At 69.9% G+C, this 23,973-nt stretch carries 24 protein-coding genes; 17 read left to right on the forward strand and 7 right to left on the reverse strand.

The window, feature by feature from the left end:
* The first annotated feature begins 12 nt into the window (after nucleotides 1–12).
* Nucleotides 13–1,716 carry a nickel-dependent hydrogenase large subunit gene (locus GBZ26_RS05465; RefSeq protein ID WP_040134833.1) on the forward strand — a complete coding sequence of 568 codons (1,704 nt, stop codon included), beginning with the start codon at nucleotides 13–15 and terminating at the stop codon, nucleotides 1,714–1,716.
* A 153-nt stretch (nucleotides 1,717–1,869) separates the two neighbouring features.
* Nucleotides 1,870–2,349 carry a HyaD/HybD family hydrogenase maturation endopeptidase gene (locus GBZ26_RS05470; RefSeq protein WP_174437964.1) on the forward strand — a complete coding sequence of 160 codons (480 nt, stop codon included), beginning with the start codon at nucleotides 1,870–1,872 and terminating at the stop codon, nucleotides 2,347–2,349.
* Nucleotides 2,350–2,384: 35 nt separating this feature from the next.
* Here the strand turns inward: GBZ26_RS05470 and GBZ26_RS05475 are convergent, their stop codons facing one another.
* Together GBZ26_RS05475 and GBZ26_RS05480 are read right to left on the reverse strand one after the other, a co-directional pair.
* Nucleotides 2,385–3,389, reverse strand: a complete 1,005-nt coding sequence (locus GBZ26_RS05475) for an MBL fold metallo-hydrolase (RefSeq protein ID WP_174437965.1) — start codon at nucleotides 3,387–3,389, stop codon at nucleotides 2,385–2,387.
* Nucleotides 3,390–3,585: 196 nt separating this feature from the next.
* Entirely contained in the window at nucleotides 3,586–4,188 is a 603-nt protein-coding gene (locus GBZ26_RS05480; RefSeq protein WP_174437966.1) for a HupE/UreJ family protein, read from the reverse strand.
* Between the two features lie 236 nt (nucleotides 4,189–4,424).
* On the opposite strand from GBZ26_RS05480, the gene GBZ26_RS05485 reads away from it, so the two are divergent.
* The 11 genes from GBZ26_RS05485 to GBZ26_RS05535 all read left to right on the forward strand — a co-directional run bounded on the left by GBZ26_RS05485 (nucleotide 4,425) and on the right by GBZ26_RS05535 (nucleotide 14,666).
* Nucleotides 4,425–4,697 carry a HypC/HybG/HupF family hydrogenase formation chaperone gene (locus tag GBZ26_RS05485; RefSeq protein WP_174437967.1) on the forward strand — a complete coding sequence of 91 codons (273 nt, stop codon included), beginning with the start codon at nucleotides 4,425–4,427 and terminating at the stop codon, nucleotides 4,695–4,697.
* On the forward strand, nucleotides 4,694–5,398 hold the full coding sequence (gene hybE / locus GBZ26_RS30135) for a [NiFe]-hydrogenase assembly chaperone HybE (protein ID WP_174437968.1): 705 nt from the start codon (nucleotides 4,694–4,696) through the stop codon (nucleotides 5,396–5,398). The genes GBZ26_RS05485 and hybE overlap by 4 nt, the downstream gene beginning before the upstream one ends.
* Complete coding sequence (locus GBZ26_RS05495) at nucleotides 5,395–6,564, forward strand: nickel-dependent hydrogenase large subunit (protein WP_174437969.1); 1,170 nt, start codon at nucleotides 5,395–5,397, stop codon at nucleotides 6,562–6,564. The genes hybE and GBZ26_RS05495 overlap by 4 nt, the downstream gene beginning before the upstream one ends.
* Nucleotides 6,565–6,567: 3 nt before the next feature.
* On the forward strand, nucleotides 6,568–6,909 hold the full coding sequence (gene hypA / locus GBZ26_RS05500) for a hydrogenase maturation nickel metallochaperone HypA (RefSeq protein WP_035678638.1): 342 nt from the start codon (nucleotides 6,568–6,570) through the stop codon (nucleotides 6,907–6,909).
* The gene (hypB, locus tag GBZ26_RS05505; RefSeq protein ID WP_174437970.1) at nucleotides 6,909–7,856 is read left to right on the forward strand and encodes a hydrogenase nickel incorporation protein HypB; all 948 of its coding nucleotides are present in this window, start codon (nucleotides 6,909–6,911) and stop codon (nucleotides 7,854–7,856) included. The genes hypA and hypB overlap by 1 nt, the downstream gene beginning before the upstream one ends.
* On the forward strand, nucleotides 7,853–8,464 hold the full coding sequence (locus tag GBZ26_RS05510; RefSeq protein WP_174437971.1) for a LysE family translocator: 612 nt from the start codon (nucleotides 7,853–7,855) through the stop codon (nucleotides 8,462–8,464). Before hypB ends, GBZ26_RS05510 begins: the two co-directional genes overlap by 4 nt.
* Entirely contained in the window at nucleotides 8,461–10,728 is a 2,268-nt protein-coding gene (gene hypF / locus GBZ26_RS05515; RefSeq protein ID WP_174437972.1) for a carbamoyltransferase HypF, read from the forward strand. Before GBZ26_RS05510 ends, hypF begins: the two co-directional genes overlap by 4 nt.
* The gene (locus GBZ26_RS05520; RefSeq protein ID WP_174437973.1) at nucleotides 10,701–10,940 is read left to right on the forward strand and encodes a HypC/HybG/HupF family hydrogenase formation chaperone; all 240 of its coding nucleotides are present in this window, start codon (nucleotides 10,701–10,703) and stop codon (nucleotides 10,938–10,940) included. Before hypF ends, GBZ26_RS05520 begins: the two co-directional genes overlap by 28 nt.
* A 16-nt stretch (nucleotides 10,941–10,956) precedes the next feature.
* Nucleotides 10,957–12,003, forward strand: a complete 1,047-nt coding sequence (gene hypE, locus GBZ26_RS05525; RefSeq protein ID WP_174437974.1) for a hydrogenase expression/formation protein HypE — start codon at nucleotides 10,957–10,959, stop codon at nucleotides 12,001–12,003.
* Nucleotides 12,004–12,177: 174 nt separating this feature from the next.
* Nucleotides 12,178–12,900, forward strand: coding sequence for a sugar transferase (locus GBZ26_RS05530; protein WP_246653796.1), 723 nt, complete (start codon nucleotides 12,178–12,180; stop codon nucleotides 12,898–12,900).
* Nucleotides 12,901–13,217: 317 nt separating this feature from the next.
* Nucleotides 13,218–14,666: a S41 family peptidase gene (locus GBZ26_RS05535; protein ID WP_174437975.1), complete on the forward strand. Its 1,449-nt coding sequence runs from the start codon at nucleotides 13,218–13,220 to the stop codon at nucleotides 14,664–14,666.
* A gap of 189 nt (nucleotides 14,667–14,855) precedes the next feature.
* Here GBZ26_RS05535 and GBZ26_RS05540 read toward each other — a convergent pair whose 3' ends face one another.
* Nucleotides 14,856–15,434 carry a cold-shock protein gene (locus GBZ26_RS05540; RefSeq protein WP_014198362.1) on the reverse strand — a complete coding sequence of 193 codons (579 nt, stop codon included), beginning with the start codon at nucleotides 15,432–15,434 and terminating at the stop codon, nucleotides 14,856–14,858.
* Nucleotides 15,435–15,663: 229 nt separating this feature from the next.
* Nucleotides 15,664–16,161, reverse strand: coding sequence for a YchJ family protein (locus GBZ26_RS05545; RefSeq protein WP_174437976.1), 498 nt, complete (start codon nucleotides 16,159–16,161; stop codon nucleotides 15,664–15,666).
* 169 nt (nucleotides 16,162–16,330) lie between these two features.
* Here GBZ26_RS05545 and GBZ26_RS05550 point away from each other — a divergent pair, with 169 nt between their 5' ends.
* From GBZ26_RS05550 to GBZ26_RS05565, 4 genes are all read left to right on the forward strand, one after another.
* Nucleotides 16,331–17,107, forward strand: coding sequence for a cyclic nucleotide-binding domain-containing protein (locus tag GBZ26_RS05550; protein WP_246653797.1), 777 nt, complete (start codon nucleotides 16,331–16,333; stop codon nucleotides 17,105–17,107).
* Complete coding sequence (locus tag GBZ26_RS05555; protein ID WP_174437978.1) at nucleotides 17,104–17,778, forward strand: ribonuclease HII; 675 nt, start codon at nucleotides 17,104–17,106, stop codon at nucleotides 17,776–17,778. The genes GBZ26_RS05550 and GBZ26_RS05555 overlap by 4 nt, the downstream gene beginning before the upstream one ends.
* A 90-nt stretch (nucleotides 17,779–17,868) precedes the next feature.
* Nucleotides 17,869–18,954: a site-specific DNA-methyltransferase gene (locus tag GBZ26_RS05560; protein ID WP_041812428.1), complete on the forward strand. Its 1,086-nt coding sequence runs from the start codon at nucleotides 17,869–17,871 to the stop codon at nucleotides 18,952–18,954.
* A 133-nt stretch (nucleotides 18,955–19,087) separates the two neighbouring features.
* Nucleotides 19,088–19,471, forward strand: a complete 384-nt coding sequence (locus GBZ26_RS05565; RefSeq protein WP_246653798.1) for a dihydroneopterin aldolase — start codon at nucleotides 19,088–19,090, stop codon at nucleotides 19,469–19,471.
* A gap of 4 nt (nucleotides 19,472–19,475) precedes the next feature.
* On the opposite strand, the gene GBZ26_RS05570 is transcribed toward GBZ26_RS05565, so the two are convergent.
* The 3 genes from GBZ26_RS05570 to mutY form a co-directional block, all read right to left on the reverse strand.
* Nucleotides 19,476–21,971, reverse strand: a complete 2,496-nt coding sequence (locus tag GBZ26_RS05570; RefSeq protein WP_174437979.1) for a sensor histidine kinase — start codon at nucleotides 21,969–21,971, stop codon at nucleotides 19,476–19,478.
* Nucleotides 21,972–22,128: 157 nt separating this feature from the next.
* Nucleotides 22,129–22,890 (reverse strand): DUF1194 domain-containing protein, encoded by a 762-nt coding sequence (locus GBZ26_RS05575; RefSeq protein WP_174437980.1) that lies wholly within the window; start codon nucleotides 22,888–22,890, stop codon nucleotides 22,129–22,131.
* Between the two features lie 38 nt (nucleotides 22,891–22,928).
* A partial coding sequence (mutY, locus tag GBZ26_RS05580) for an A/G-specific adenine glycosylase (protein WP_174437981.1) occupies nucleotides 22,929–23,973 on the reverse strand: 1,045 nt, incomplete at its 5' end.

Raw genomic sequence — 23,973 nt, forward strand, 5'->3', positions numbered from 1 at the left:
GAGACTGTCGTTATGGCTCAGCGAGTTGTTGTAGATCCGGTCACCCGCATCGAGGGTCACCTGCGGGTCGATTGTGAAGTGGACGGCGGCAAGGTCACCAACGCCTGGGCGTCGGGCCAGATGTGGCGCGGCATCGAGCTGATCCTCCAAGGCAAGGACCCGCGCGACGCCTGGGTCTTCGCCCAGCGCATCTGCGGCGTCTGCACCACGGTCCACGCCATCACCTCCGTCCGCGCGGTGGAGAACGCGCTGAAGCTGGAGGTGCCGCTCAACGCCCAATACATCCGCAACATGATCCAGGGCGCCCACAACGTCCACGATCACATCGTCCATTTCTATCACCTGTCCGCGCTCGACTTCGTGGACATCGTCTCGGCGCTGAAGGCCGACCCGGCGGCGACCGCCAAGCTCGCCCAGTCGATCTCCGGCTGGCCGAAGAACAGCACGCAGGAATTCGCCACCGCCCAGAAGAAGCTGCAGGCCTTCATCAACTCCGGCCAGCTCGGCATCTTCGGCTCGGGCTACTGGGGCCATCCGGCGATGAAGCTGACGCCGGAGGCCAACCTGATGGCGGCGTCCCACTATCTCCAGGCGCTCGACTACCAGCGGCGCATGAACAAGGTGGTGGCGATCCTCGGCTCCAAGACCCCGCACATCCAGAACATGGCGGTGGGCGGCGTCACCAACCCGATCAACATGGACAGCCAGTCCACCCTGACGCTCGAAAAGCTGATGTACATCAAGCAGCTGATCGACGAGGTGGGCGACTTCATCACCCAGGTCTACATCCCCGACGTGGCGGCCATCGGGGCCTTCTACGCCGACTGGACGCAGTATGGCCGCGGCGTGGTGAACTACCTGTCCATCCCCGACATGCCGCTGGACACCAAGGGCACCACCTTCGCCCTGCCCGCCGGCTACATCGACGGCGGCGACCTCACCAAGTTCACCCCGATCAAGGACTTCCACGACCCCTATTTCGAGAAGGGCGTGAAGGAGAGCGTGAAGCATTCCTGGTACCAGGGCGGCAAGGGTCCCCTGCACCCCTACGACGGCGAGACGATCCCGAACTTCACCGACTGGCAGGACGACGGCAAGTACAGCTGGATCAAGTCGCCGACCTTCTACGACAAGCGCGCCCAGGTCGGCCCGCTGGCCAACGTGCTGGGCATGTATGCCTCGGGTCACCAACGCACGCAGTTCTGGGTCAACGCGGTGCTCGACGCGGTGTCGGGCCATCTCGGCAGCAAGGTGGGCGTCGACGCGCTGCACTCCACCATCGGCCGCCACGCCGCCCGCGCGGTGCGCTGCGTGGTCCTGCACGAGGAGTTGCAGAACCAGTGGACGCTGCTGATGGAGAACATCGCGAAGGGCGACACCAAGACCTTCAACAAGCCGGTGTTCCCGAAGGGCGAGATCCGCGGCTTCGGCTTCCACGAGGCGCCGCGCGGCATGCTCTCGCACTGGGTCGTGATCGAGAACGGCAAGATCAAGAACTACCAGGCGGTCGTGCCGACCACCTGGAACGCCGGCCCGCGCGACGAGGACGGGAACATCTCGGCCTACGAGGCGGCCCTGATCGACAACCCGGTCGCGGTGGCCGACCAGCCGCTGGAGATCATCCGCACCCTGCACAGCTTCGACCCGTGCCTGGCCTGCGCCGTGCACCTGACCGACACGGAAACGAAGTCGCACTATCAGGTGAAGGTGGTCTGACCGCCGCCGTCTGACCAACCGAAAGCCCCTCTTCCCCAAGGAGGAGGGGCTTTTCGCGTCGGCATACCGGGTCAATTGATCCAGTTCACGGCACGCGGCACCGGTCCCGCATCATCCTTCTGTTTCAAAATCGTCGAACGGAGTCCCCGCGCCATGTCCATCCTCGTCCTCGGCCTCGGCAACATCCTCCTGATGGACGAAGGGGTGGGCGTGCGCGCCATGGAGGCGTTCGACGCCGCCTGGACCGTGCCCGACCACGTCAGCGTGGTGGACGGCGGCACCTGCGGCATGGACATGCTGGACCTGATCGCCAGCCACAAGCACCTGATCGCCGTGGACGCGGTGAAGACCGGCGCGCCGCCGGCCAGCCTGACCGTGCTGCGCGGCGACGAGGTTCCGGCCTATTTCAAGGGCAAGCTGTCGCCGCACCAGCTCGGCCTCAGCGACCTGCTGGCCTCGCTGCGCCTGCAGGACGAGGCGCCGGAGAGCGTGACGGTGGTCGGCTGCGTGCCGATGGCGCTGGGCACTGGCCTGATGATGTCGGCGGAGATCGAGGCGGTGATCCCGCGGATGGTGACGATGATCGTCGAGGAACTGGCCCGCCTCGGCGTGACCGCCACGCCCCGGACTTGAGCGTGGCGGCGCCATTTCCAGTCGGGACCTGATCGTCAGCGGTCGGCGCGGATCGGGCCGAACTCCACCGGGACCCAGGCGTAGCCCTTGCCTTCGGTGCGGACGTGTCCGATGCCGGGGAAGGGCAGATGGGCGCCGGCCACCCACAGCTTCTGCGCCGCGGCATCGGCGAAGATCTTCTTGCGGGACGCGACGGCCTGCGCCTTGTCGGCGTCGAATTCGATGGCGACCTCCGGACGGGCGAACTGCACGGAGTGGCTGTGCACGATGTCGCCCCACATCAGGATGCTGCGCTCCCCCGACGTGAACAGGTAACCGCTGTGCCCCGGCGTGTGGCCGTAGGCCGCCACCGACTCCACGCCCGGCACGAGGCTATCGCCGGGCTGGTAGGGCTTCAACTTGCCCACCGCGGCGTAAGGGGCCACCGCGGCGCGCGCCATGGCGAAGAAAGGCTGGCTGTCCGCCGGGGCCTTGGCCGCCACCTCCTCGCTCAGCCAGAAGTCGGCGTCGGCCTTGGCGACATGGACCATGGCGTTGGGGAACAGCATGGCGCCGTCCGGACGCAGCAGGCCGTTGGCATGGTCCGGGTGCAGGTGGGTCAGCAGCACCGTGTCGACCTGTTCCGGGTTGTAGCCGGCGGCGCGGATGTTGTCGGCGATGAAGCCCAGCGCCGGGCCGAAGGCCTTGGCCGTCCCGGTGTCCACCAGGACGAGGTTCGTGCCGGTGTGCACCAGATAGGCGTTCACCGCCGTCTGGACGCTCGGCGTGTCGGCCAGGAACATCCGGGCAAGCAGGCTCTGGATGTCGTCGGCGCTGGCGCCGCTGAGGATCTTGCGGTCGAGGTCGATGAAGCCGTCATACAGCGCAGTGACCTCGAAATCGCCGATGGCCATGCGGTAGAAGCCCGGGGCCTGGGTGCGCTGCTGGCCCGGCACCTCCGCCAGGGCCGGCGCCGCAGGGGCCAGGGCGGCGCCAACGGGGAGAGCGACGGCCAGGGCGAGCAGCGCGTTGCGCAGGGTGGCGAAAGTCGGCGGTGTCATCGGCGTGGTTCCCCTTCAGGACGGTCGGCGCCCAGCATGGCCGTCCGCGCCGCGCGGGGGAAGAGTGCTGCGCACACACTGCCAAACACCTGGATTCCTTACCGGAATCCGCAAAGATCTGGACAAGGAAAAGGCCCGGCGGAGCGCTCCGCCGAGCCTTCGATGCCGAATCGGGTTTCCTGGGAGGCGTCCCGGGTCAGCCCAGCGCGAGCAGCGCCACGCCGGCCAGACCGACCACGGCACCCGTGCCGCGCAGCGCCAGGGCGCCCTTGCGGCCCTCGACCAGACGGCGCAGCGACAGGGCGGCGCCGATGCCCGCGCCGTGCAGCAGAGCGGTGGACAGGGCGAAGCCCAGGCCGTAGAGCAGCGGCTGCGCCGCCTCCGGCATCTCGGCGCCGTGGGCGTGGCCGTGGAACAGGGCGAACAGGGCGACCACACCGGCGGAGGCCAGCAGCGGCAGGCGGGACTGCAGGGCGATCAGGGCGCCCAGGGCGACCACGGACAGGACGATGCCAAGCTCGACCTGCGGCAGGTCGATGCCGGCCAGCCCCAGCAGGCCGCCGCCGATCATCGCGCCGACGAAGGCCGCCGGCAGCGCCCACAGGGCCTTGCAGCCGCGCTGGGCGGCCCACAGGCCGACGGCGACCATGGCCAGCAGGTGGTCCCAACCGCCGACCGGGTGCAGGAAGCCATGGACGAGCCCGGCGTCGTGGGCGCCGAAGGTGTGGGCGAGCGCCGCGTTGGGCAGCGCGGCCAGGGCCGCCGCCGCGGTGGCCGACGCGAAAGCGAAACGTTTCATCCGTGAAAACCCCTGCTGTATCGTTGAGCGGCGCACGACCGACCCCTACCCCATCGCACGCGAAGCGGTCGCCACTTTAGCAGAACCGTTCCGATTGGAAATGGCGGAGCGCCATGAAATTACGTCGGACCGCATGTTTGACGCACATCAATGTGCGGATTCAACCCCCGGTCAAGATGCCGCAGTTGCATTGACGGCATCCCGACGAATTGGCTTCCCCGCGTGAGGGCGCGCGCATGTGTCTCGGCATTCCGATGCAGGTCCTGGAGACCGACGGCTTCACCGCGCGCTGCACCGGCCGCGGCGGGGAGCGGCGCGTCAACGTCATGCTGATCGAGGAGGTCCCGGAAGGCGGCTGGGTGCTGGTCCATCTCGACCGCGCCGTCCGCCCGCTGGAGGTCGACGAGGTGGAGCCGCTGAACCACGCGCTCGACGCCATCCTGCTGGCCGCCAAGGGGGAGAATGTGGACCATCTGTTCGCCGACCTCATGGGAAAGGAGAACGCGTGATCCCCGGCGGCCCCGAGGCGGGCTTCGCCGCCGACGCTCGTCCCGCCTGCGGTTCCTGCGGCGCGGTCTACGACCCCGCGGTTGGCGATCCGGGACGGGAGGTGCCGCCGGGAACCCCCTTCGGCGGTCTGCCCGACTATTGGCGCTGCCCGGGTTGCGGCGGCCCGCAGCATGGTTACACCGTCGCGGCCCCGCCGGGCGCCGATCCCATGGACGCGCGCGTCGCCGCCTTGACCGCCAGCTACCGCCTGATCGCGGAGCGCGACATGGCCGGCGTTCCCATCTGCAACGCCGCCCTGGCGGTGGAGGCGCTGGGGTTCCGCCCCCATGGGCCGGGCTGGATCGGCTGCGTCATCGCCCCCTGGTTCCTCAACGCCGTGCTGATCCCGCGCGATCCGGCTTTGTGGGCGGATCGGCGCGACGGCGACAAGGTGCAGATCGGCCTGCCCTCCGGTGCCTACCGCTTCACCGCGGCGCGGGTGGGCGTTCTGGGAACCTTGGCGGTGATCCCGCTCGCCTCGGCCATGAACGTGTTCACCGATCAGGAGGACACCCGCGCCGCAGCCGTCCTGGCGCTCGACCATCTGATGCGGGAACCGAAACAACCGACGCAACAGGCCGAGCCGCCGCCGGCAAGCGACGCGGACGCGATGAGGCCCGCTTTGTCCCGCCGTTCCCTGTTCGGCAGAACGCGTCGATGAACGGAACGGGCGCCGGGCTGGAGGGTGGCGTGACGGTGCGGCTGCGGACCGCCGCCGGCCGGGTGCGCGCCGCGTCGGTGCAGGTCCACCGCCCCGCCGCCGCCCGCGCCCTGTGCGGACGCACGCCCGAGGAAGCGATGCGCCTAATGCCGCTGCTGTTCAGCCTGTGCGGCACCGCCCAGTCGCTGGCCGCGCTGGCGGCTCTGGAGAATGCGCTCGGCATCGACGCCCGACCGCATGCCGCCGCGCGAACCCTTCTGGCCGAAGCGGAAGCCGCGACGAACCACGCGTGGCAAGTTCTGATGGACTGGCCGGCACAGCTCGGCGAAGCGCCGCAGCCGAAGGAGTTGGCTGGCCTGCGCGCCGCGGCTGCGGCGATCCATCCCGCGCTCTACCCGGCCCGCGACGCGCTGCGTCCCGGCGGCGGTTCCCTGCGACCCGACCGCGCCGCCCTGAACGCCGCCATCGCGGCCCTGCACGAAGGGGTGAAGCGCGCCGTCTTCGCCTCCCCTGCCCCGACCGACAAGGCGGAGCTGGAGCGCTGGGCCGGTGCCGGTGCGACGCCCGCGGCCCGGCTGATGCGCCACCTGCTGGCGCCGGGCATGGCGGGTTTCGGCGCCTGCGGCGTGGCGGCACTGGAACCGCATCCGGCAGGATGGTTCGGCGAGCGGCTGTCCGCCGACGCGGCGTTTTCCGAGACCCCCCGGCAGGACGGCGCCCCGGCCCACACCGGCCCGCTGGCCCGTCAGACCACGCACCCGCTGGTCGCCGCGTTGCTGGCCCGGCACGGTTCCGGTCTCGCCGCTCACGCCGCCGCCCGGCTGGTGGAACTTGCGGGACTGGCGGAGCGCTTGGCATCCTGGGCGGACCGCCTCGACGACGCCGAACCGGCTCCGAACACCGGCGCCACGCGGCGCGGCGCAGGAAACGGTGTCATCGAGACGGCCCGCGGTCGCCTCGCGCATTGGCTGCGGCTTGAGAATGGCCGCATCGCGGATTACCGCATAGCAGCACCGACCGAATGGAACTTCGCAGCGGACGGACCGCTGGCCCAGGGCTTGGCCGACGCCTTGGCCGACGGCGCGCTGGCCGAGCGCACGGCCCTGCTGGTGGGGGCGCTCGACCCCTGCGTGGCCCCGGCCATCACGATTCAGGACGAGGACTAACCCATGCACGAGCTGGCGCTCAGCCAGGGCATCATCGACGTGATCCGCGATCAGGCCGCGGCCCAGGGATTCACGACGGTGAAGACGGTGCGGCTGGTCATCGGCACCCTGTCCCATGTCGAACCGGAAGCCATCGCCTTCGGCTTCGATGCGGTCAGCCGCGGCACCATCGCGGAAGGCGCCGTGCTGGACATCGAACGCCCGCCCGGTCAGGCCTTCTGCCTGTCCTGCGAGAAGCCGGTCCCGCTGCCCGAGCGGTCGGCCCCCTGCCCGGAATGCGGCGGCCACCAGCTGATGGTGACCGGCGGCGAGGAAATGCGCGTCAAGGAACTGGAGGTGGAGTGATGTGCACGGTCTGCGGCTGCGCCGAAGGCGAAACGAAAATCGAAGCCGGCCACGCGCACGGCCATCATCATCACCACCATGGTCATGACCATCCTCACGATCATGATCATGACCACCACCATCATCACGACCACAGCCACGAGCATGTCGGCCCGGACGGCAAGGTCTACCGGCACACCCACGGCGACGACCACGGGCATGGGCATGGGCATGACCATGGGACCATCGACCTCGGCCGCGGTCCGGCGGGGACGGAGGTGCCGGGCCTGTCGCAGACCCGTCTGATCGCCATCGAACAGGACATCCTCGCCAAGAACGACAGCTTCGCCGCGGTGAACCGCCAGCTGTTCGCGGCGAAGGCGGTGTTCGTGCTGAACCTGATGTCCAGCCCCGGTTCGGGCAAGACGACCCTCCTGACCCGCACGCTGACCGACCTGAAGGGCCGCTTTCCGATGGCGGTGATCGAGGGCGATCAGCAGACCTCCTTCGACGCCGACCGCATCCGCGCCACCGGCACGCCGGCCATTCAGGTCAACACCGGCAAAGGCTGCCATCTCGACGCCCAGATGGTCACCCAGGCGGTGGGGCGCCTGCCGGTGGAGACGGGCAGCGTGCTGTTCATCGAGAATGTCGGCAACCTCGTCTGCCCGGCCGGCTTCGACCTTGGCGAGGCGCACAAGGTCGTCGTGCTCTCGGTGACGGAGGGGGAGGACAAGCCCCTGAAATACCCGGCGATGTTCGCCGGCGCCGACCTGCTCCTGGTCAACAAGGTGGACCTGCTGCCGCACCTGACCTTCGACGTGGCGCGCATGATCGCCTACGCCCGGCAACTCAAGCCCGACCTGCGCGTGATCGAGGTATCCGCGACCACCGGCCAGGGGCTTGAGGACTGGTACGGCTGGATCGCGGAGGGGCTCGCCAAGGCGGTGGCGGGACGCGGCGCATGAGCCCCGCCGATTTCCTTCTGATGGCCGGGGCCTGCTTGTATTTCATGGCCACCCCCGGACCCGGCATCTTCGCCGTGGTCGCCCGCTCCCTCGCCCTGGGATGGCGGCGCAATCTGGGCTTCCTCGCCGGAATGGTGGTGGGAGACCTCGTGCTGCTGGCGCTCGCCCTTGGTGGGCTGGCCGCCGTCGCCCACGCCTTCGAGGAGTTGTTCACCCTGCTGCGCTTCGCCGCCGCCGGTTACCTGATTTGGCTGGGCATCCGCACGTGGCGCGCTCCCGTCACCCTCTGTGGACATCTGCCGGAGGCCGAAGGCGCACAATTGCGGGGCTTTGCGAGCGGGTTGGCCCTGACCCTCTCCAACCCGAAGACCATCCTGTTCTACATGGCCTTTCTCCCCGCCTTCGTGGACCTGACCCGCGTCTCCGCCACCGACGCCGTGCTGATGGCCGGCATCGTGGTGGGCGTGTTGAGCGCCGTCCTGCTGACCTACGCCATGGCGGCGTCGCGCGCCCGTCATCTGTTCCGCAGCGAACGGGCCATGAAGGCGCTGAACCATGGCGCCGGCACGTTGATGATCGGCGCGGGCGTGGCGGTCGCCGCGCGGTGAAACGGCTTCGCCTCCGGGTCCGCGGGCAGGTGCAGGGGGTCGGCTTCCGGCCCTTCCTGCATGGGCTGGCGCACCGCCTCGCCCTGACCGGCTGGGTGCTGAACGACGGGGCCGGGGTGCTGGCGGAGGTGCAGGGCGATGCTCTGGAGCGCTTTTTGACGGCGCTCGCGGAAGACGCCCCGCCGCTGGCGCGGATCGACGCGATCGAGACGGACGCGATTCCCGCCCAGCCCGGCGAGGCGGGCTTCGCCATCCTGGCCTCGCAGCGCGGAGCCGTGACCACCGGCGTCGCCCCCGACGCCGCCGTCTGTCCGGCCTGCCTGGCCGAGCTGTTCGACCCGGCGGACCGGCGCTACCGTTACCCGTTTCTCAACTGCACCCATTGCGGACCGCGCTTCACCATCACGCGCGCCCTGCCCTACGACCGGCCGCAGACCGCCATGGCGGGCTTTCCCCTCTGCCCGGACTGCGCCGCCGAATACGCCGACCCCGCAGACCGCCGCTTCCACGCCCAGCCGACCGCCTGCCCGGCCTGCGGCCCACGTCTGTCCCACTCCATCGAGGAGGTGCTGGCCGCACTGCGCGGCGGAAGAATCGTCGCCATCAAGGGCCTGGGCGGCTTCCACCTCGCCTGCGACGCGTTCGACGCGGCGGCGGTGGAGCGGCTGCGCGCGCGCAAGCAGCGCAACGGCAAGCCCTTCGCCCTGATGGTCGCCAACACCGCCTCCGCGGATCGGTTCGTCGCGGTCGGGGCGGCGGAGCGGACACTGCTGGAGGGGGTGGCGCGGCCCATCGTGCTGTTGCGGCGTCGGGACGGCGCCCCGCCCCTTCCCGACGCCATCGCCCCCGGCCTCGCCTGGCTGGGGATCATGCTGCCCTACACCCCGATCCATCATCTGCTGTTCCACGAGGCCGCCGGGCGCCCCGACGGCACGGCGTGGCTGGAACGGCCGCAGGACCTCGCCCTGGTCATGACCTCCGCCAACCTCGGCGGCGAGCCGCTCGCCATCGGCAACGCCGAGGCCCGGCGACGGCTGGAGGGCATCGCCGACCTGATCGTCGACCATGACCGCGACATCCTGATCCGCGCCGACGACAGCGTGATGCGGGTGGTGGCGGGCGCGCCGGCGTTCCTGCGGCGGGGGCGCGGCCATGTGCCGGCGCCGATCCGCCTGCCGCGCTCCGGACCGCCGGTGCTGGCGGTCGGCGGGCACCTGAAGGCCACCGTCTGCCTGACCCGCGGCAACGAAGCCTTCCTCAGCCAGCACAACGGCGACCTCGACAACGCGGCGACCCTGGCGTTCCTGGAGGAGAGCATCGCCCATCTGCGCCGCATCCTGGCGGTGGAGCCGGTCGCCGTCGCCCACGACCTCCACCCCGATTTCCAGAGCACGCGCTTGGCCGAATCGCTCGGCCTGCCGACCCTGCCGGTGCAGCATCACCACGCCCACATCGCGGCGGTGCTGGCCGAACACTGGATGTACGGTCCGGCGCTCGGATTGGCGCTGGACGGGTTCGGACTGGGAGAGGACGGTGGGTCCTGGGGCGGGGAGATGCTCCTTGTTGACGGCGCCGGCTTCACCCGCCTCGACCATCTGGCGCCGCTGGCCCAGCCGGGCGGTGACGTGGCGGCGCGCCAGCCCTGGCGGATGGGAGCGGCGGCGCTGGCCCGCATGGGGCGCGGCGCGGAGATCGCCGGGCGCTTCGCCGCCTGCGGCCCGGCGGACGGCGTGCGGCGGATGATCGAGGCCGGCGTCAACGCGCCGCCCACCAGCTCCTGCGGGCGCTGGTTCGACGCCGCCTGCGGCCTGCTGGGCGTGCGAGCGGTCGCGGGATTCGAAGGGGAGGCGCCAATGGCCTTGGAATCGCTGGTCCGCCGCCCCACGGTGCTGGAGGGCGGCTGGCGGATCGACGGCGGCGTGCTCGATCTCAGCCCCGTGCTGGAAAGCTTGTTGCAGATCAATGCGCAGGAGGGGGCCGACCGGTTCCATGGCACCCTGGTGGCGGCGCTGGTCGATTGGGCCATGCCGGAGTTGGCGGCGCGCGGCCTCGACAGCATCGCCCTGTCCGGCGGCTGCCTGACGAACGCCGTCCTGGCGGAAGGGCTGAGCGCCGGCTTCGCGGCGCGCGGCGTCGCCGCGCTGCTGCCGCGCCAAGCGCCGGCCAACGACGGCGGGCTCAGCCTGGGACAGGCCTGGGTCGCCATGCAGAGCTTGCTTCAGGAAGGACCGCCCCGATGTGCCTCGCCGTTCCCGCCCGCGTGATCGAGCTTCTGGAGGACGACCGCGCCACCGTCAGCCTGGGCGGGGTGAAGGTCGCCTGCTCCCTGGCTCTGGTCGAGGGGGTGACGGTCGGCGACTATGTGATCGTCCATGTCGGCTACGCCCTATCCAGGCTCGACCCGGAGGAGGCGGAGCGCACGCTCGTCCTGCTCGCCGAAACCGGCACCGTGCCGCCCGCCTCGGACGCCGCCTGACTTTGAGGACTCCGACATGACCGACCGCCGTCTCTTCACGCGCAAGCTCGACCTCGCCCGCGGCGCCGTGGACATGAGCCACGGATCGGGCGGCAAGGCCATGGCCCAGCTGGTGCGGGAACTGTTCGCCGCCGCCTTCGCCAACCCCCTGCTCGACCAGGGCAACGATCAGGCGGCCTTCGACCCGCCCGCCGGGCGCATGGTGGTGACGACCGACGGCTTCGTCGTCTCGCCCCTGTTCTTTCCCGGCGGCGACATCGGATCGCTGGCCGTGCACGGGACGGTGAACGACGTCGCCATGGCCGGGGCGGTGCCGCTCTACCTGACCGCCGGCTTCATCCTGGAGGAAGGCTTCCCACTGGCCGACCTGAAGAGGCTGGTCGACAGCATGGCCCAGGCCGCGCGCGAGGCTGGCGTGTCCATCGTGACCGGCGACACCAAGGTGGTGGAGCGCGGCAAGGGCGACGGCGTCTTCATCACCACCACCGGCATCGGCGTGGTGCCCCCCGGCGTGGCCCCGTCCGGCGAGCGGGCGCGGCCCGGCGACGCGATCCTGGTCAGCGGCACCATGGGCGATCACGGCGTCGCCATCATGTCCACCCGCGAGAATCTCAGCTTCGAGACCGACATCCGCTCGGACAGCGCGGCGTTGCACGGGTTGGTCGCCGGCATGGTCGGGGCGGTGCCGGACGTGCATGTGCTGCGCGACCCGACCCGCGGCGGGCTGGCGACGACGCTGAACGAGATCGCCCACCAGTCGGGAGTCGGCATGCTGCTGCGCGAGGCCGCCATCCCGCTGAAGGCGGAGGTCGCGGCGGCCTGCGAACTGCTGGGGCTCGACCCGCTCTATGTCGCCAACGAGGGCAAGCTGATCGCCATCTGCGCGGCGGAGGACGCCGACCGCCTGCTGGCGGCCATGCGCTCCCATCCGCTGGGCGCCGAGGCCGCCGTCATCGGCGCGGTGGTCGAGGATTCCCATCGCTTCGTGCAGATGGAGACCCGCTTCGGCGGCAAGCGCATCGTCGACTGGCTGTCCGGGGAGCAGCTTCCCCGCATCTGCTGAGCCTCCGCTTCCACCGAAAGGGGCACCCCGTCGGCCCCATTCCCACCACCCGGCGTACCGCAATGGAACTGCGGCGGATCGGACCAGCCGGGGGACCCCGGACGCGCCTCGCGCGTTGCCTCCCCCGGAAGGCGGTCGTGTTTCCGCCAGCCGAATTGTGAGTACGGGGGATCGATGGGTATTCCGCAGTCCATCCAGTTGGGTGCTGCACCGCTGGAGCCGGCGACGCTCGCCGGCACGGCGTCCGCCGCGGACTTGGTCGCGCGCTTGCCGGCCACCGAACCGCTGCACCGCAACCGGGTGAAACGCGCCTTCGACCTCGTGGGAGCGGTCGGGCTGATTCTGTTCTTCGGACCGCTGATGCTGATCGTCGGGCTTCTGATCACGCTGGACGGAGGCCCTGCGGTGTTCGGCCACCGGCGCATCGGGACGGAAGGCCGTGACTTCACCTGCTTGAAATTCCGCTCCATGGTGGTCAACGCGCCGGAGGTCTTCGAGAAGCTGATCGAATCAGACCCGGAGGCCCGCGCCGAGTGGGAGGCCACGCGCAAGCTGCGCAACGATCCCCGCATTACCTGGATCGGCCGCTTCCTGCGCCGCACCAGCCTGGATGAACTGCCGCAGCTCTTCAACGTCCTGACCGGCGACATGAGCCTGGTCGGCCCGCGCCCCATCGTGCAGGAGGAGGTGGCGCGCTATCACGTCTGCTTCCCCTTCTACACGCGCTGCCGTCCCGGCCTGACCGGGCTGTGGCAGGTCAGCGGCCGCAACGACGTCGACTATGGCCGGCGCGTCCAGCTGGACACCGCCTACCTGCTGGGTTGGAGCCTGTGGGGCGACTTCCGCATCCTGCTGCGCACGGTCGGCGTGATGCTCAGCGGAAAAGGTGCCTATTAAGGCGTAGAATCCCCGCGCCGGCGCTCTCCCCCGCCCGGAGAGTGGCGGCGCGACGGGCGGAGACATATATCCTATCCAGCGCGAGGCGACGGGTCCCGCGGCATCAGGGGGCAGGATTTGAGATTGCCCGGTCAACGTGCTAGGTTGCGAATGGACGACCGGCGGAACCGGCCGGAAGGCCATGTTCCGCCGTACAAACGCACACATGCACCGGCCTTGGGCGTCCGGCAGGCAAAACCCTTGGTACAATAAGGCTTGCAGTCGCGTTGATGGCTTTGATTCCGCCGGCCGGGCCGGTCAGTCAAGAGGGGCGCAGGATGGCGAAACTGCTGGCGGCGCTGTTGCTGCTGATGGTGGCGATGGGACCCGCCTGCGCGGTGGTGCCAGCCTCCCGCGCGGACACCAGCATCGCGCTGGATCATTACCGGCAGGAATTTGCGAAGACCAAGGGCACCTCTTCCCTCCCCTCCCCGGCGGACCGCAACTATCTCCTCTTCTCCGACGTCCTGCGCCGCGTGCTGGCCGAGCATGTGAAGCCGGGCACGCCGCAGGCGCTGGTCGAAAAGGCCGTCGCCGGCCTCCAGAAGAAGAAGAAGGAGGAGCCGGGGGCGACCGACCGGGCGCTGACCGAGGCGGCTCTGGACGCGATGCTGACCTCCCTCGACCCCTACTCGGCCTTTCTCGACTCGGAGCATTTCCGCTACATGCGGGAGCAGACCCAGGGCGAGTTCGGCGGGCTGGGCATCGAGGTGACGATGGACGAGGACAGCGGCCTGATCCGCGTCGTGTCCCCCATCGACGGCTCCCCCGCCGCCCGCGCCGGCCTGCGCACCGGCGACCTGATCGCCCGCATCGACGAGGCGCAGGTCAAGGGCATGAACCTGCGTGACGCGGTGGCCCGCATGCGCGGCCCGGTCGGCACCTCGGTCGCCCTGACCATGCGGCGCAACGGCGGCAACAGCGGGAACAGCGGTCCCGACGCGCCGTTCCGCGTGTCGCTGACACGCGCCATCGTGAAGATCCAGCCCGTGCGCTACCGGCTGGAGGGCGACGTCGCCTACATCCGCATCGCCGCCTTCAACCAGCAGACGTCCCACGCTCTGGACGACGCGGTGGAGGAGATGCGCCGGCAGGCGCATGGCCGGCTGGCCGGCGCGGTGCTGGATCTGCGCAACAACCCCGGCGGCCTGCTCGATCAAGCAGTCAACGTCGCCGACCGCTTCCTGGAAGCGGTGGACATCGTGTCGGTGCGCGGCCGAGACCCGGACGAGAATCGCCGCTACACCGGCACGCCGGGCGACCTGCTGGCCGGGCTGCCCATCGTCATGCTGATCAACAGCGGGTCGGCCTCGGCGTCGGAGATCGTGGCGGGCGCCCTTCAGGACCACAGCCGGGCACTGCTGTTCGGCACGCGCAGCTACGGAAAGGGCTCGGTGCAGACGATCTCGTCGCTGTCCGGCGACATCGGCATCCGCCTGACCACCGCGCGCTACTTCCGCCCGTCGGGCGGGCTGGTCGACTGCTTCGGCGTGTCGCCGAACCTGGAGATCAAGCCGGCCAACGACAACAGCGAGGAAACGCATCCCGACCCGGCGACCTGCGACCCGCACGCCACCCCGCCGCCGCCGCCGCGCGCTTGGCGGATCGAGGATCTGTGCCCGGACGTGGCCGCCGCCCCGTCGAAGCCCGATGCCGACCGTCCGCTGGACTGCGCCGTCGCCGCCATCCGCACCCGCCTGATGGGCACGCTGATCGGGCGTCCGTAATCAACCCCTTCAACGACGCCGAACAAAAAAGCCCGCCGCTCCAATGGAACGGCGGGCTTCTTCTTTGTGCCCCGCGCACCGTCTCAGACCCTGTGAGGGGATCGCGACGGTGAAGGGAATGGTGCTGCTTCCGCGACCGGGCGTGCGGGGATGGGTCCGCCCCGCCCCCTCACACCCGGCTGTTCGACGTCAGACCACTTCGACGCGCTGCGCTTCCGGACCCTTGACGCCCTGGCGGACGGTCACCCGCACCTGCTCGCCGTCGGCGAGCACGTCCAGGCCCGAACGCTCCAGAGCGCGGATGTGGACGAAGATGTCCTTGCCGCCGGTCGACGGGGCGATGAAGCCGAAGCCCTTCGACACGTTGAACCACTTCACGGTGCCGTCGACCGTCTCCTCAGCGCCGCCGGCGCCGCCGCCGTAGCTGCTGCCACCGCCGTAGCCGCCGCCGTAGCTGTCGCTGCGGGGAGCGCGCGCCGCCGGGCGCGGGGACTCGCTGGCGGTCGAGGTGTCGACGTCGTGGATGGTGGCGACCTGCGGGCCCTTCGGGCCGCGGGACAGGTCACAGGTGATGGTGGCACCCTCGGGCAGGCTGTCGTGTCCGCAGAACTGCAGAACCGTGGAATGCAGGAAGGCATCCGGCGAACCGTCTTCGGGCGTGACAAAGCCGAAGCCCTTGGTCGCGTTGAACCACTTGACGGTGGCGCGGATGTTGCGCTGGGTGATCTCGGGAGCGCGGAAGCTGTTGCGCTGCGGACGGTCGAACATACGTGGTCTCATCTGTCGTGATAGGCCATGCCCCAACCGGCGGAACATGGCCCCCCGAAGATGATCCGTTCCGCCGCGCTTTTCAATTGAGATCGCGCGCGCCGGAAAGAAAGATTCGGCAAAAACCCGGCCTAAGGCCGCCCGGAGGTCACCGGGCGACCAAAAATATCGCAATTGCTGCGAGAATCGGCGGATTGCCGGTCAAGCGCGCCCCCTCAGGACCACGCCTTCAGGCCGCCCCGCAGCACTTCTTGTACTTCTTGCCGCTGCCGCAGGTGCAGGGATCGTTCCGGCCGACCTTGGGGCCGCTGCGCGGGCGGGCGCCCAGCGTGCCGTCCACATAGTACCAGCGGCCGTCCCGCTTGGCGAAGCGGCTGGTCTCGTGGTGCTTCTGCGGCTTGCCGTTCATGGTGAAGTGGGCGACGAACTCGACCACGCCCTCCTCGTCCTCCGCCCGGCCGGCTTCGGTGGCACGGACTTCCAGGCCGGTCCACTGGCTGTTGGCGGCCCAGGTCTCGATCTCCTTGCGGTCGAAGTCCTCGCGGGTCTCCGGCAGCAGCGTCTCCTGCAGATAGTCGATCTTCCCGCAGGCGAAGGCCGAGTAGCGCGACCGCATCAGCGCTTCGGCGGTGGGCGCCGGCGCGGTGCCGTCCAGATAGGGGCCGCAGCAGGAGTCCAGGGGCTTGCCGGAGCGGCAGGGGCATTCGGTGGTGGCGGTGGTGGTCATGACTTCCGGCCTCTCGATTTGAGGGCGCCATGCATAGCGCAGCCGGCGCCCTCCGCCAAGCGTCACCGCCACCCCGATATTGGCCATGGGAAATTTGCCTGAAGCAGATCGGCATTCGCGCTAAACTCCATGAAACACGGGCGGCCGGCCCGGAGCGATGGAACCGGTGATGACGAGACGCGGACCCGACCTTCCCACGCGGCGCATCGCCGCGGACACCGTGCTGATCCGCCAGGGCGAGGCCGGGGACTGCGCCTGGCTGATCCAGTCGGGCGAGCTGGAGGTTCTGCTGGACGGCCCGGACGGCCCGCGCCGCCTGGGCGCCGTCGGCGCCAACGCCATCGTCGGGGAGATGGCGCTGCTGGACGACGGACTGCGCAGCGCCACGGTGCGCGCCGTGACCCCCGTCGAGACGGTGGAACTGTCGCGCGAGACCTTCCGCGCGCTGCGCGGCCGCTGCCCGCCGCTGGCCTCCTATCTGCTGGAAAGCCTCATCGCCGCGATCCGCCGCAGCTATGGACTGTACCAGCCCGAACGGCAGGAGGGCGGCGCCGGAATCCGCTCCTCCGACTCCTTTGCCACGGTGGCGGACCGTCGCATGTTCCGCAGCGGCCACAGCTTCTTCCGCCAGGGGGATGAGGGAACGGCGGCCTACCTGATCCAATCGGGTTCGGTCGGCGTTCGGCGCGACGGGTCCGACCTCGGCGTGCTGGGGCCGGGGCGCATCTTCGGAGAGTTGGCCCTCCTCGCCAACCGGCCGCGCGCCGCCACCGTCGTTGCGCTGGAGGCCACGGTCTGCGAAATCATCCGCAAGGACCAGTTCGCCAAAGCCATCGAGACGATGCCGCCCATCCTGCGCTCGCTGACGCGCATCTACATCGAGCAGTTGTCCGGCGGACGGCTCCTGTCCCACCACGCCGAACCCGCAAGACCCAACGCCCCATGATGCCCAAGACCACCGCCAAAGCCGTCCGCGTCAAAGTCCCCCGCCCGCAGCCCGACCTGTCCTTCGAGATCGCGCTGGGCCAGGGACGGCTGGTCTGCGGCATCGACGAGGTGGGACGCGGCCCGCTCGCCGGGCCCGTGGTCACCGCCGCCGTGGTGCTGCCGGCGGGCGGCCTGCCCGACGCGCTGGCCCGCGCCATCAACGACAGCAAGGCGTTGAGCCTGCGCGCCCGCGAGGCGCTGGAGCCGGAGATCCGCGCCCACGCCCTGGCCGTCGCGCTGGCCGAGGCGTCCGCGGCGGAGATCGACGCGCTCAACATCCACAAGGCCACGCTGCTGGCCATGAAGCGCGCCTACGAGGCGCTGCCCGGCGAGCCGCCTGCCGTCGCGCTGATCGACGGCAAGTTCAAGCCGGACCTGTCCTGCCTGATGGAGGCCATCGTCAAGGGCGACGGGCGCAGCCAGTCGATCGCCGCGGCCTCCATCGTCGCCAAGGTGGCGCGCGACCGCGAGATGATGCGGCTGGCGGAGCTTCACCCGCAGTACGGCTGGGACCGCAACGCCGGCTACCCGACGCCGGAGCATCTGGAGGCGCTGCGCCGCCACGGCGTGACGCCCCACCACCGAGTCACTTTTGCACCAGTCCGCGCCCAAATCGAGCGGGCCGGCTGAACGCCGCGATTCCGGGGCAAGAAATCAGTTGACGGCGACTCGGCGGCGAATCATTGTCCCAACGACTGATTCGCTGTTTTGGTTTCGTCAATGCTCCCCCTGAACAAAATTCTCGTGGGCGATTGCATCGCCCTCATGAATGAAATGCCGGCTGAATCGGTGGACCTTGTCTTTGCCGATCCGCCTTATAACCTCCAGTTGGGGGGCGAACTCTTGCGCCCGAACCACTCGCGTGTTGACGGAGTGGAAGAGGACTGGGACAAGTTCGAAGATTTCGAGACCTACGACCGCTTCACGCGGGACTGGCTCGCCGCGGCCCGCCGCATCCTGAAGCCCGAGGGATCGTTGTGGGTGATCGGCAGCTACCACAACATCTTCCGTGTCGGCGCCACGCTGCAGAATCTGGGCTTCTGGATTCTGAACGACATCGTGTGGCGCAAGACCAACCCGATGCCCAACTTCCGCGGCACGCGTTTCGCCAACGCGCATGAGACCATGATCTGGGCCTCGCGCGAGAAGGACGCCCGCTACCGTTTCAACTACGACGCCATGAAGGCGCTGAACGACGACCTGCAGATGCGCAGCGACTGGCTGCTGCCGATCTGCAACGGCGCGGAGCGCCTGCGCGACGAGGACGGCCGCAAGGCCCACCCGACGCAGAAGCCGGAATCGCTTCTCTACCGCGTCATCCTGTCCTCCTCCCGCCCCGGCGACACGGTGCTGGACCCCTTCTTCGGCACCGGCACCACGGGTGCGGTGGCGAAGCGGCTGGGCCGCAACTGGATCGGGCTGGAACGCGACCCGACCTACGCCAAGGCGGCCACCGCCCGCATCGAGGCGGTGGAGGAGGCGCCCGACGCCGCCGTCCTCGACACGCCGCCGAAGCGGTCGGCGCCGCGCATTCCCTTCGGCTGGGTGGTGGAGCGCGGCCTGCTGCGCCCCGGCACGTCGCTGTTCGACCTGCGCCGCCGCGTGGTCGCCCGCGTGCGCGCCGACGGCACGCTGATCGGGGCGGGCCCGCGTGGCGAGCATCGCGGCTCCATCCATCAGGTTGGGGCCGCCATGGCCGGCCTTCCGGCCTGCAACGGCTGGACCTTCTGGCACTATGAGGACGGCGGCGACCTGCGCCCCATCGACGTGCTGCGTGAGCGCATCCGCTCCGAAGCCTCCGCCTGACCTTCGCCGCCGGATCCGGCACGGGGCGGCCATGAACGCCGCCCCGTGCCCGCGCATTCGGCATCGGAGCCCTACATCGAGCGCCGCCCGCATGCCTTGGCAGGACGGGGACGGCGTGATAGGCGTGTGCGCCATGAACAAGCTCTTCGCCACCGTCACCGCTCCGGCGCCCCGTTCGGCCCCGGCGGCGCTTTCCACCCGTTGCTTCGTGCGCGATCTGGTCATGGATGCGCTGATCGGCGTCTATGCCCACGAACGGATCAAGCCGCAGCGCATCCGCCTGAGCCTCGACCTGGATGTCGCCGCCCCCGGCGTCACCGGCGAGGACATGGCGGCGGTGGTGAAGGGATTGGTCAGCCAGGGCCACGTCACCCTGATCGAAACGCTGGCCGAGCGGATCGCCGAGCGCTGCCTGTCCGACGAGCGCATCGCCAGCGTCAAGGTACGGGTGGAGAAGCTGGACGTGTTTCCGGACGCCGCCAGCGTCGGAGTCGAGATCGAACGCGCCCGGGCCTGACCCGTCAAGCCGGTTCCCTCTGCACCGCCGCGACGCGGCTGGCCGTCACGGCAGGCGGCGCCTTCGGTGACGCGGTCAGCGGCAGGTGGAGGGTGAAGCGACAGCCGGCCCCTGGCTGCGACGCCACGGCGATGCGCCCGCCGAGAGTCCCCGTGACGATGTTGTGGACGATGTGCAGGCCGAGCCCGCTGCCGCCTTCGGCGCGGCGCGTGGTGAAGAAGGGCTCGAAGATGCGCTCGATGTGGTCCGGCGGAATGCCGCGGCCATCGTCGGCCACGTCCAGGACGAGGGACGTTGCGCCGGCCGGGAGCGGTCCGTCGGTGCGCGCCGTGATGGCGATGGTGCCCGGCACGTCGGGCCGGAAGGCGTGCAGCAACGCGTTGATGACCAGATTCGACACGACCTGCGACAGGGCGCCCGGATAACTGTCCATGACCAGCCCGTCCGGACAGTCCAGTGTCACCCGATGCCCGGTGCCTTTCAGCTGCGGGGCCAGGCTGCCCAGAACGCCGTCCAGATAGCCGCGCAGTTCGAAGGGCCGCAGCACCTCTGATGTCTGGTCCACGGCGACCTGCTTGAAGCTTTGCACCAGCGTGCAGGCGCGCTCCAGGTTGCCCAGGATGATGGAGCCACCTTCCTCGACCCGGTCCACGAACTCCTCCAGGTCGCGGCGGCGCAGTTGTCCATCCGCCAGGCCGGCCTTGAACTGCCGCGCCTGTTCGCAAAGATGGCTGGCGGCGGTCACGCCGACCCCCACGGGGGTGTTGATCTCATGCGCCACTCCGGCCACCAGCGCCCCCAGAGACGCCAGCTTCTCCGCCTGGACAAGGCTCCTTTGCGTCTGCCGGAGATCATGCAGCGCGCGCTCCGCCGCCTCTTTCGCGGCGACCAGCGCCTTCTCGGCGTATTTGCGCGCGGAAATGTCGTGAAGAGCCAGGAACAAGGCCTCGACGCCGTCGTGATCCATCGCCACCGCCGACAACACGCCCCAGAACGGGCGCCCCTCGGCGGTTCTCAGCCGCGTCTCGACATCCGGCCGCCGCCCACGGCGGAACGCACCGTCGGCGAATCCCTGCCAATCGGCCGACGCCTCCAGGAAATCAGGCATCGCGCGCGCCAGCAGGGCGGTGCTGGTGGTTTCAAGAAGCTCCGCGGCGGAAGCGTTGGCGAACAGGATGCGTCCGTCGCTGCCCCGCGCGATGACGATGGGAAAGGGCGAGGATTGCAGAATGACGTTCAGCCGCCCCTCGCTCGCCTGCAAAGCCGCGGATTGTCGGTGCAGCGCGCCGATCGCCTCGGCAAACCGCTCCACCGCAGCACCGATGCGGTCGAACTCCTCCAGCGAGGCCGGCGGCAGGGCCACCGCCTGCGGGTTCCTCCGCAAGGCGTGCAGCGCGTCGCTGACGCGCAGCACCGGCGCCACCACATGGCGGCGCAGAAGCGCCGTCACGAACCCCGACAGCAGGATGGCCGCGGCAATCCCCGCCACCCCCGTCCACAACCCGCGCCAGCCGTCCGCAACGATGCGGTCCGTCATCAGCAGGGTGGTGGTGGTGGCGTCGCTGGACAGACTGTCGGCCAGCGACTTCAGTTGGCGATTGACGAGGTCGCCGTCCTGCCGGACCTGGACCAGCACCGACAGGCGCCCGCGCTGCAGGTCGACCACCGTGCGCGCAGCCGTGAAGCGGTCCAGATAAATGGAGAGCCGGTTGGGCTGAACCGCCGGCCCCGTCCTCATGCTGGAAAGGCTGCCCAGCAGGGCCTGCTGGTTGCGCAGCCGTTCCGTGACCTCGCTGTCCACCAGCGCGAGCTGCTCCGCCGTTTCGCTGGCCGCCGCCTGCCCGTAGAGCCGACGCAGATGGTAGAGGTTGCTGAGGAAGGCGTAGTCCTGGACGGCCTTGTCCGGCTCCGCCAGCAAAGCGGTGGCGCCGGCCAGCGCGTCGTCCACCCCGGCCATCTGCTCGCGGATGCTGGCGGACAGCGAGTCGATCAGGTCGGCGCGATGGTTGCTGCGCCGCACGGCGTTCAGCGCGCGGTCGAGCTTGTCCAAAACACCGTCGTCGACCACCTGGGCGAAACGGCTGGCCAGCGCCTCCGCCTCGTCCAAGGCGGCGGCGCGGCGGTCGCGGTCGCGGCTGTTGACGATCACCTCGGCCAACCGGCTCAGTTCGGCGGCGGTCAGAGCGTCGCGATGCTGGGCGCCGACGCGCGGCACGGTGACGACGCGCGCCTCCTCCGCGATTCCGACGATGCCGAGGAAAGCCGACCCGACCACCGCCGTCAACGTGCCCAGCACCAGGACGACGGCGGCGGCCAGCAGCAGGGCCACAACCTGCAGACGGGGCTTGCGCCCGGAGCGGTTGGCCACCCCAGTTGTCGGAACGTCAGATTGGGGAGCCACACCATGGGCGACGGCGTTTCCGGTGACCACCGCGCCGGCCGCCGCCACGATGTCCGCTACCGCGACGTCACCCGGCCTCACCGGCTTCCGATCGTCCATCCCACCGTTCCAGAGCACCATTCAAAACGCACCGCGCGTCCGAAAACACTTCAAGAGAAGCGTTGCCGGCATCTTTCGCACGTTACGGTAAAGTAGCTCGATCCGGCTTCATTTCTCCAGACGAATTTCCAAACTTCGGCCCGTCGAGCGGCGGCTCTCAAAAATTAGCTGCAGTGATAACCGAGCGCGGCACCGGAAGACCGGCGATTTCCTGGATGAGCTTTTGCCGGAGCGCCTCGACGAAGCTTTCACGGTCCATCGCCGTCTTCACGAATCCATTCATGCCGCCAACGACGTTTTCCTGGTAGTACTCTTCAAGCCACGGAAACTCGTCGAGGATGGCCAGGGCGTTGATGGTGATCCCCTGCCGCTCGACCCGGTCGCGGACTCCCGCGGGGTCCGGGCCGCTGTTGGAGAAACCGTTCGACACGATGTCGATGACCTTGCGCGCGGCGTCGAATCCGTTGCCGGCGAACAGCTTCGCCGACTCCTCGATGGCGCTGCCCAGCGCCGTCGAATCCCCCTGGAAGCCGCGCGGTGCCTCGTCGATCCGGTTCGCGAAGGCGGCGACCTCCTCCGCGCTGGTCAGCGGAGTCCAGGGCACCAGAACGCGCAGGCTGTGCGGGCCGGAGAAGACCACCAGGGTCGCCGCGACTCCACCCGCGGTCACCGCGTCGCGGACGTCCGGATCGCGGAAGGCCGCGGCGTGGCCCTGCAGCTGGAACTCCAGGTCCCCGTCGGTGATGGAGGCCGATCCGTCGACGGCCAGAACCAGTTCCAGGGCGACGCGGCGCCCGGCGGGGACCGGTGCCTTCTTCGCCTTGGGCTCCGCCCGTTGGGGCGCCTCCGCCCGCAGGGGCCCGGCAAGCCACGCGCCGGCCAGGAAGGCCGACAGGGCCAGGATCGTCCGCCGCCTCATCTCGCTCCGTCCACCTTCCGTCTATGCGTGCGCCCCGTTTACGCGTGAGCCAGGGCGTGGCGCACCACCTTCATCATGACGGAGGGAAGAGCCTGCCCGCCCAGCCGGTCCACCGGAACCCACAGCCCCTCGGCCATCCGCCAGCCGTCGCCGGCCCTGGCCGCGACCACCTCAAGGTCGAGGTGAAAATGGCTGAAAGTATGGCGGACCGCGCCCGGCAGGCGGCGCCAGGACAAATCCAGCGGGGCCGCCGCCGCGATCTCGGCATCGGTCGGCGCGTGGCCGGCCCAGGGGGTGGAGGGCACCTCGGTCATGCCGCCCAGCAGCCCCTCCTCCGCCCGGCGGCGCAGCAGCACGGCCCCCTCCGGGTTCAGCAGCCAGAAGGCGACGCCGCGCCGGGTCGGCTTGTCCGCCTTGGCGGCCTTGCGGGGAAGCTGCTCCTGGATGCCGGCGGCGCGGGCGGCGCACCAGTCCGACCAGGGGCAAAGCATGCATTTCGGCTTGCGCGGCGTGCAGACCGTGGCGCCGAGATCCATCATCGCCTGGGCGTAGTCGCCGGGCCGCTCGTCCGGCGTCAGGAGGGCGGCCAGCGCGCGCAGCTTGGGCTTCACGCCGGGAAGCGGTTCCTCGACGGCGAAGACCCGGGAAACCACCCGCTCCACATTGCCGTCCACCACCGTCGCCTTGTGGCCGAAGGCGATGGCGGTGATCGCCGCTGCGGTGTAGGCGCCGACGCCCGGCAACTCCAGCAGGGCCACCTCCTTGTCGGGAAAGCGCCCGGCCCGCTCCGTCGCCACCACCTGCGCGCATTTGTGCAGGTTGCGCGCCCGCGCGTAGTAGCCGAGCCCGGCCCAGGCCACCAGCACGTCGTCCAGCGGTGCCGCCGCGAGATCGCGCACCGTCGGCCAGCGCTCCGTGAAGGCGCGGAAGTAGGGCGCCGCGGCGGGCACCGTGGTCTGTTGCAGCATGATCTCGGACAGCCAGACCCGGTAGGGATCGGCGACCTCCCCCGGCTTGGCGCGCCAGGGCAGGTCGCGGCGGTTGTGATCGTACCAGGAGAGCAGCCGTGGGGCGGCGTCCGGG

The organism is Azospirillum formosense (assembly GCF_013340925.1).
Lineage (GTDB): Bacteria > Pseudomonadota > Alphaproteobacteria > Azospirillales > Azospirillaceae > Azospirillum > Azospirillum formosense.